At 53.5% G+C, this 6,253-nt stretch carries 7 protein-coding genes; 2 read left to right on the forward strand and 5 right to left on the reverse strand.

Features of this window, described 5'->3' with window-relative positions; translation table 11 throughout:
* The 4 genes from EJP87_RS13155 to EJP87_RS13170 all read right to left on the reverse strand — a co-directional run.
* On the reverse strand, nt 1–290 hold a 290-nt coding region (locus tag EJP87_RS13155; protein ID WP_153188680.1), incomplete at its 3' end, for a formylglycine-generating enzyme family protein.
* Nucleotides 291–353: 63 nt separating this feature from the next.
* Entirely contained in the window at nt 354–860 is a 507-nt protein-coding gene (locus EJP87_RS13160) for a chemotaxis protein CheX (RefSeq protein WP_130472332.1), read from the reverse strand.
* A gap of 371 nt (nt 861–1,231) precedes the next feature.
* Complete coding sequence (locus EJP87_RS13165; RefSeq protein ID WP_227657634.1) at nt 1,232–1,534, reverse strand: DUF3467 domain-containing protein; 303 nt, start codon at nt 1,532–1,534, stop codon at nt 1,232–1,234.
* 225 nt (nt 1,535–1,759) lie between these two features.
* Nucleotides 1,760–2,839, reverse strand: coding sequence for an SEL1-like repeat protein (locus EJP87_RS13170; RefSeq protein WP_193771376.1), 1,080 nt, complete (start codon nt 2,837–2,839; stop codon nt 1,760–1,762).
* Between the two features lie 159 nt (nt 2,840–2,998).
* On the opposite strand from EJP87_RS13170, the gene ppk2 reads away from it, so the two are divergent.
* Together ppk2 and EJP87_RS13180 are read left to right on the forward strand one after the other, a co-directional pair.
* Complete coding sequence (gene ppk2, locus EJP87_RS13175) at nt 2,999–3,847, forward strand: polyphosphate kinase 2 (protein WP_130472334.1); 849 nt, start codon at nt 2,999–3,001, stop codon at nt 3,845–3,847.
* 54 nt (nt 3,848–3,901) lie between these two features.
* The gene (locus tag EJP87_RS13180) at nt 3,902–4,633 is read left to right on the forward strand and encodes a formylglycine-generating enzyme family protein (RefSeq protein ID WP_130472335.1); all 732 of its coding nucleotides are present in this window, start codon (nt 3,902–3,904) and stop codon (nt 4,631–4,633) included.
* A gap of 91 nt (nt 4,634–4,724) precedes the next feature.
* Here EJP87_RS13180 and EJP87_RS13185 read toward each other — a convergent pair.
* A partial coding sequence (locus tag EJP87_RS13185; protein ID WP_130472336.1) for a methyl-accepting chemotaxis protein occupies nt 4,725–6,253 on the reverse strand: 1,529 nt, incomplete at its 5' end.

Genomic DNA, 6,253 nt, shown 5'->3' on the forward strand with positions numbered 1-6,253 from the left:
CTGATCCGCTCCACCGGCAGAGTGCGCCCTTTGGCGGCACTGGGATTGCTGCCCATCACCGCCACCCACTGCTGTTGGGTCACTGCATATTTGCCCAACAAAAAAGGCTTGCTGATGGTTACCGTATGCTGTGGCAACTCATCACCGGCAGCCATGCCATCAAAATGCACATCCGCTCCCATCATAAAAGTTCCCGCCGCAATCGGAACAAACTCCATACCGATCGCGTTGGTATAAGGCTTGTTGATCTCAATGGTTTTGCCACTGCTTGTTGGCGTCTTCGCTCTCATGCTCTTTTTCTCCTCAGCCAATTCCGGGCCCTTGAAACGCAATTATAACTGCCAATCTCTCAATCAACCTCCCGCCCAGAAGAAAAACTCCACATAGAACGGCCCGCTGCTGGTCTTGAAATACTGTTTGATACTATCAAAATTGGATTTATATTGCATGCGATACTCTTTGCCGGCAATCAGCGTTGGAGGGGTCAGTTGCACCGCACTAAAACGGTTGGACAATTTGGTCTGCAAACCTCCGGCAATCATGTTGCCCAACTCACCAAAACCATCTCCCGCCTCGCCAAACAAGGTGTCATACTCCTCGCCAGCAAAGTTACCTGCCAGTTGCAAGGCCAAATGCAATGGCGAAGCCAGATGCACCCCACCGTGAATTCCACCAGAAAAATTGATAATTACCGTAACTTCGGTCTCCGGGGGGCGATAAGAGTCATCTTCACGCTTCATCACCAACGGCCCAGGGGTAATCTCGATTGACAAAAAGGTCAAAAAGACATCCCGAACCGACTCCTTGATCAACTCGGCAAACTCTTTTTTGATTGTCACGCTGGACAAATCTTCTTTCATGCCCCACACACTCCCCACGTCAGAGAAATCGGTCGCACACCCACACGGCAAACTGTCACATAGTAACAAAGGAAAAGCCTTTGTGTAAAAGATAAAAAACCGTCTTTCACAGCATAAAATTGTCCTTGCACGACGAGCTTGTCAATCCCTGGTGATAGCCAGACACTGCGCCTGGCTCAGCAGGGCAGGCACGGGGAGCGCACAAACCGATGAGCGCACGACAAAACAACCCGCAACCTCCTGCAAAAGCGCGTCCAAGAGACAGAGAGAGGGACAACTCGTTGGATTTTCTGCCACTCCAGGAGGGGAGCTCCCCTCCTGAACAGTTTTGCCAGCACTCTTGAGTTTGTGCATACATCTACGGCGCAGACTTAGACTTTCAGAGTACCAAAACGCTCTTCATATTGACGAATCGCCATATCCAACATCACCTGCAAGCGTTTGGCCGCATAGGGATTCATCACCACACGATTGCTCAAATGGACTTTGACCTCTTTTTGCCCCGATTGCCATGCCTGATTGGAGCCAAACAGAATCATGATCTCCTCCCGTGTGCCCAACACATTGCACACATTGGCAAATGAGGTTTGCATCTGGCTGTCGTCCCAGACAATTTTTGGATCATCATCCATGCCGTCACGACGTGTCACCACCGGTCCGCTTTCATTCTCCATGTTTCATATCCTCTCGCAAAAAAATCACCCCTACCACTACCGGCAAACTGGAAACAGAATACCAGAAAACAACCGCAAACGCTCTTTTTTTTTCCTTGTCTGGCAGGGGAGTAAAAAGTGCAGTACCGACAGTTTACTTGCACCTACACCCACTCACTATTGGCGCCCCCTGCACGAGAGCATACAAGGCCCGCCAGCGGCTCTCCACACAGTTGCTCGCCCCATTCAGCGACGAAAAGAGAGCCACAACAGCTCCGGGGCGCGCGGATGCCACTGCTGCGCCTGCTGCTGCAGCGCGGCAACCTGCTCAGCAGAGAAGCGTTCCGCCAACTGCTGCCAAGAGCGCACTGCCTTTTTATCCCCGCGCTGGGCTGCAATCGCCAACCAACGACAGGATGGCAAGGCTCTCTCCCACTGCGCCTCATTGGCACAGCCCACCGCCAAAGCCAGTTGCGCCTCGCCATGCCCCTGCTCTGCCGCCTGATGGAGCCAATAGATCGCCTCCTGACGCCGCAACATACTCTCCTCAGCCGCCAAATAGAACAAACCCAAATTATATTGTGCTACCGCATAACCACTCTCCGCAGCCCGGCGAAACCATGCCAACGCCTGCACACGGTTTTCCGCAACCCCTTGGCCCTGATAATATAAAATTCCCAAATTATGCTGGGCGATGGCATCCCCTTGCTCGGCAGCCTGGCGCAACCAAAACAGTGCACGCGGCCACTCTGCGGCTACATCCTGCCCCTGATAATAGAGAACCCCCAATTGATACTGGGCGGGCCCATGCCCCCACTCCGCCGCCTGGCGCAACCACTGTACCGCCTCCCGCCGCTTGGGCGGCATCCCCAACCCCTGCTGCAAAGCCACTCCCTTATTATAGGCAGCGGCTGCCTGTATAATCTCTGCGCTCTCCTGCTCTCTCTCTGCCGGCGCCTCCTCCCGCAACAAGGAGTGGATAATCTGCCCTCCCAACTCCCCTTGCCCGGCAGCACGCGCCAACAACTGCAGCCCCTGCTGCTGCTCCGGCTCGCCGCCAAGACCCAACCAACGTATCAGGCCAAACTGTCTCTGTGCCTGGGCATCGCCCCGCTCGGCAGCCAAGGCAAACCAGAAATAGGCTTTGCCCGCATTGCGCGGCAACTCTTCACCCTGCAAATAGCGCATTCCCATCAAAAGCTGGGAAGGCAGATCCCCGGCTACCGCCAACAGGCGAAGCTGCTCCACCCTCACCTCGGCAGACCATCCCCACGACAGCCAAAACAGGCTGCAGACGAGGGCGAAACAGACCCCCAGCGCACGCATAACCACTTTTCCTCCAAAAAAAATGCTCCAAATGCACCGACAAGAGCAAAAAGTGCAAGAAGAGGCTTGAATGATACCGAACTCCCAGCCACAATAGAGGGCTGTTGCCATCCTGGCTCGAAGCTTTTTGGCTCTTTATCACTTTAAGAAAGGCTGGATATGTCCAATAACAATAAAAACTCCAATACCCCTGAACCCGGAAAAGAAGAGAAAAAACCGATCGAGGAGGTGATCCGGGGACGGGAAAAAGAGGTAATCCGCCTATTGCGTGAGCAGGATTATCTGAACATTTTGACCCCACTGCAACAGGAACTGGTTAAATTGCAGCAGTGGGTCGTCGCCAACAAATTAAAAATCGTCATCCTCTTCGAGGGACGTGATGCTGCTGGCAAAGGTGGCACCATCAAACGCTTCATGGAGTTTTTGAGCCCCCGCGTCTGCCGCATCGTGGCTCTGGAAAAACCCACCGATCAAGAGAGAACTCAGTGGTATTTCCAACGCTACATCAAACAGTTGCCCCATGGTGGCGAAATCATCTTCTTTGATCGAAGCTGGTATAACCGTCCCGGCGTGGAGACCGTCATGGGCTTCTGCACCCCGGAACAGACCGAAACATTCTACCGCCAACTGCCCAAAGTGGAAGAGATGTTTATCGAATCGGGAATCAACCTGATTAAATTCTGGTTTTCCGTCGATCGCTCCTCCCAGGAAGAGCGTTTCGCCTCCCGCGAAACCAATCCCTTGAAGGTCTGGAAACTCAGCCCGGTTGATAAAGAGGCGCAGGCCAAGTGGGATGACTATTCCAAAGCCAGAGATGTGATGTTGAAAAAAACCAACCTGAAATATGCCCCCTGGACCGTTGTGCGCTCCGACGATAAAAAATTGGCCCGTATCAATGCCATCCGCTATGTTTTGAGCCGCTTCGACTATGATGGCAAAAACAACTCGTTGCTGAAAGTGGATCCGCGTATCATTGTTCCCGTCTCTGAAGAGATCGGACGCTCCTAAGCGGAAAGCCAATAAACCGTTTTCCCATCTTGACGGTACAAGGAGCATATCGCTATGTCATCCACCCCGGAACAGCCCCCTCTGGATCCCAACCAGGGCAGCCGTATTTGCTGTCCCATTACCGGCATGCCCTTGGTCTGGGTTCCTGGTGGGCTGTTCCGGATGGGGGATGATAGTATGACGGCACGCAACAATGAACAACCCGCTCATGAGGTGCAACTGCAAGGCTTCTGGCTGGGCCAATATCCGGTCACCCAGGGAGAGTGGTTTCAGGTGATGGGCAGCAACCTCTCCCATTTCAAACGGGGCGACAACTATCCAGTGGAGTCGGTCTCCTGGCACGATGTCCAGGAGTTTATCCGCACCCTCAACAGCAAAGGCAGCGCCCTCTATCGCCTGCCCAGCGAAGCGGAGTGGGAATATGCGGCGCGTTTTAACGGCGCGCAACTCGCCTTCAGCGGCAGCAACCAGGTCGATGAGGTGGCTTGGCATAGCGACAACAGCGACGGCTCTACCCATCCTGTCGGGCAAAAGAGTCCCAACGCCTTGGGGCTCCATGATATGAGTGGCAATGTCTGGGAGTGGGTCGCCGATTGGTATGATCCGGCCTATTATGCCGAATCAACACGCGACAATCCGCAAGGACCGGTCAACGGCATCCATCGTGTCAAACGGGGCGGCAGTTGGCAAAGCGCCCCGGCGCTGACCCGCGCAACCTTCCGCTATGACAGCAACCCCAGCGGCTGGTATGAAGATCTGGGCTTTCGCCTGTTGCGGGAAAAATAGGGCTCCCTCCAGTATACAGAGCAGCAACTCTCAGGCTGCAGTATGAAAAGGAAAAAAACAGGGCTCTCTCCAGTATACAGAGCAGCAACTCTCAGGCTGCAGTACGAAAATAGCTGACCGCTTCCGTCAATGCCTCGGCATTGCCACTCAGGGTATCTGCCGTGGCAGCCACCTCCGTCGATATGCCAGCATTCCGTTGGATAACCTGATCAAGCTCTTGAATCGAAAGATTGATCTGGCCAACACCTTGACTTTGTTCCAATGAGGCAGTCGAAATTTCTTGCACCAAAGCCGCTGTTTTTTGAATATCCGGCACCAGACTGTCAATAATCTTTCCTGCTCGTTCTGCCACCTCGACGGAGGAGGCCGAAAGATGTCCGATTTCACCCGCTGCCATCTGACTCCGTTCAGCCAGCTTGCGCACCTCGGCAGCAACAACCGCAAAGCCCTTGCCATGCTCGCCAGCGCGGGCAGCCTCGATTGCCGCATTGAGAGCCAGCAAATTGGTCTGTCGGGCAATCTCCTCAATGATGGAAATTTTGCCGGCAATCTCGCGCATGGCTGTCACAGCCTTTTTCACTGCCTCTCCCCCCTCAACCGCATCTTTTGCAGCCTGCAGTGATATTGTCCCCGTCACCTGGGCATTCTCTGTATTATGGGCAATATTGCCAGACATCTGCTCCATGGCGGATGAGGTCTCTTCAATGGATGCCGCCTGGGACGACGCCCCTTCCGCCATCAACGCCGAGCTGTTGACCAACTCCGTACTCTCCGAATGGACAGCCAGGGAGACTCTCTGGATGGTGACAAACGCCTCTCTTAACTTGGCAATAGCCCGGTTGAGACTTTCTGAAACTCGTCCAAACTCATCCCGGCCACGCATACTGCAGGATCCTGTCAAATCCCCCTTTTCCAGACGTTCGAGTTGGACCGAAAAACGTGCCACCCGCCCCATCACATACGTAACGGAAAACCATGCCACAAAAACACCCGCCAGCAGGCCGCCCAAAGCAAGAACAAAAGCCTGATTGCGAATTTCCCTCTCCAACGCCTGGGCAACCAGCACACTCTTCTGTTTATCCTCGTTGGCATCTTTGACAACGGCTGCTATGGGAGATTCGACTGCATGTACCGCACCCTTCATGCGGATCTCCTCGGCCTTGATTTGCGCATCGCCTACCACCATCGCCACAAATGCCGTTTGATAGGCATCCAACAATTTTTTCAGCTCCCTCTTGTTTTCGGCCTGCAAATGCGAAATATCGATGCTTTTTCCAAAATTTGCTACATAGGCTTGCAGTTGTTTGACATATTTTTCCTCGCCACGGGCCATATAATCTTTTTCAGCACGCCGTGCCAATAAATAAGTCCGCCACACATTCTCCACATAAAGCGTCTCCATAAACTGCTCCAGCAGGTGGGCTTCACCACTCAACTGTTTGGCTGTTTCGCTGTCGGTGTCGGCTTTTGTTGCCACAATATCCTTTACCACCTTTGCAAAAACATTTTCATACTGTTTGCTGAGATTGCGAATTTTTTCCTTGCTCGATGCCCCCAGCAACGATTGCTCCAGCATCTCGGCAAAGGCTTTCATGACCTCATGATGGCGGCTGACATACT

The organism is Candidatus Magnetaquicoccus inordinatus (assembly GCF_004217665.1).
GTDB classification, from domain to species: Bacteria; Pseudomonadota; Magnetococcia; order Magnetococcales; family Magnetaquicoccaceae; genus Magnetaquicoccus; species Magnetaquicoccus inordinatus.

What these genes read in the sequence shown, in the direction of transcription:
- ppk2 (WP_130472334.1), top strand. Translation starts at nt 2,999, where the DNA reads ATGTCCAATAACAATAAAAACTCCAATACCCCTGAACCCGGAAAAGAA.
- EJP87_RS13180 (WP_130472335.1), top strand. Translation starts at nt 3,902, where the DNA reads ATGTCATCCACCCCGGAACAGCCCCCTCTGGATCCCAACCAGGGCAGC.
- EJP87_RS13165 (WP_227657634.1), bottom strand. Translation starts at nt 1,534, where the DNA reads ATGGAGAATGAAAGCGGACCGGTGGTGACACGTCGTGACGGCATGGAT.
- EJP87_RS13160 (WP_130472332.1), bottom strand. Translation starts at nt 860, where the DNA reads ATGAAAGAAGATTTGTCCAGCGTGACAATCAAAAAAGAGTTTGCCGAG.
- EJP87_RS13170 (WP_193771376.1), bottom strand. Translation starts at nt 2,839, where the DNA reads ATGCGTGCGCTGGGGGTCTGTTTCGCCCTCGTCTGCAGCCTGTTTTGG.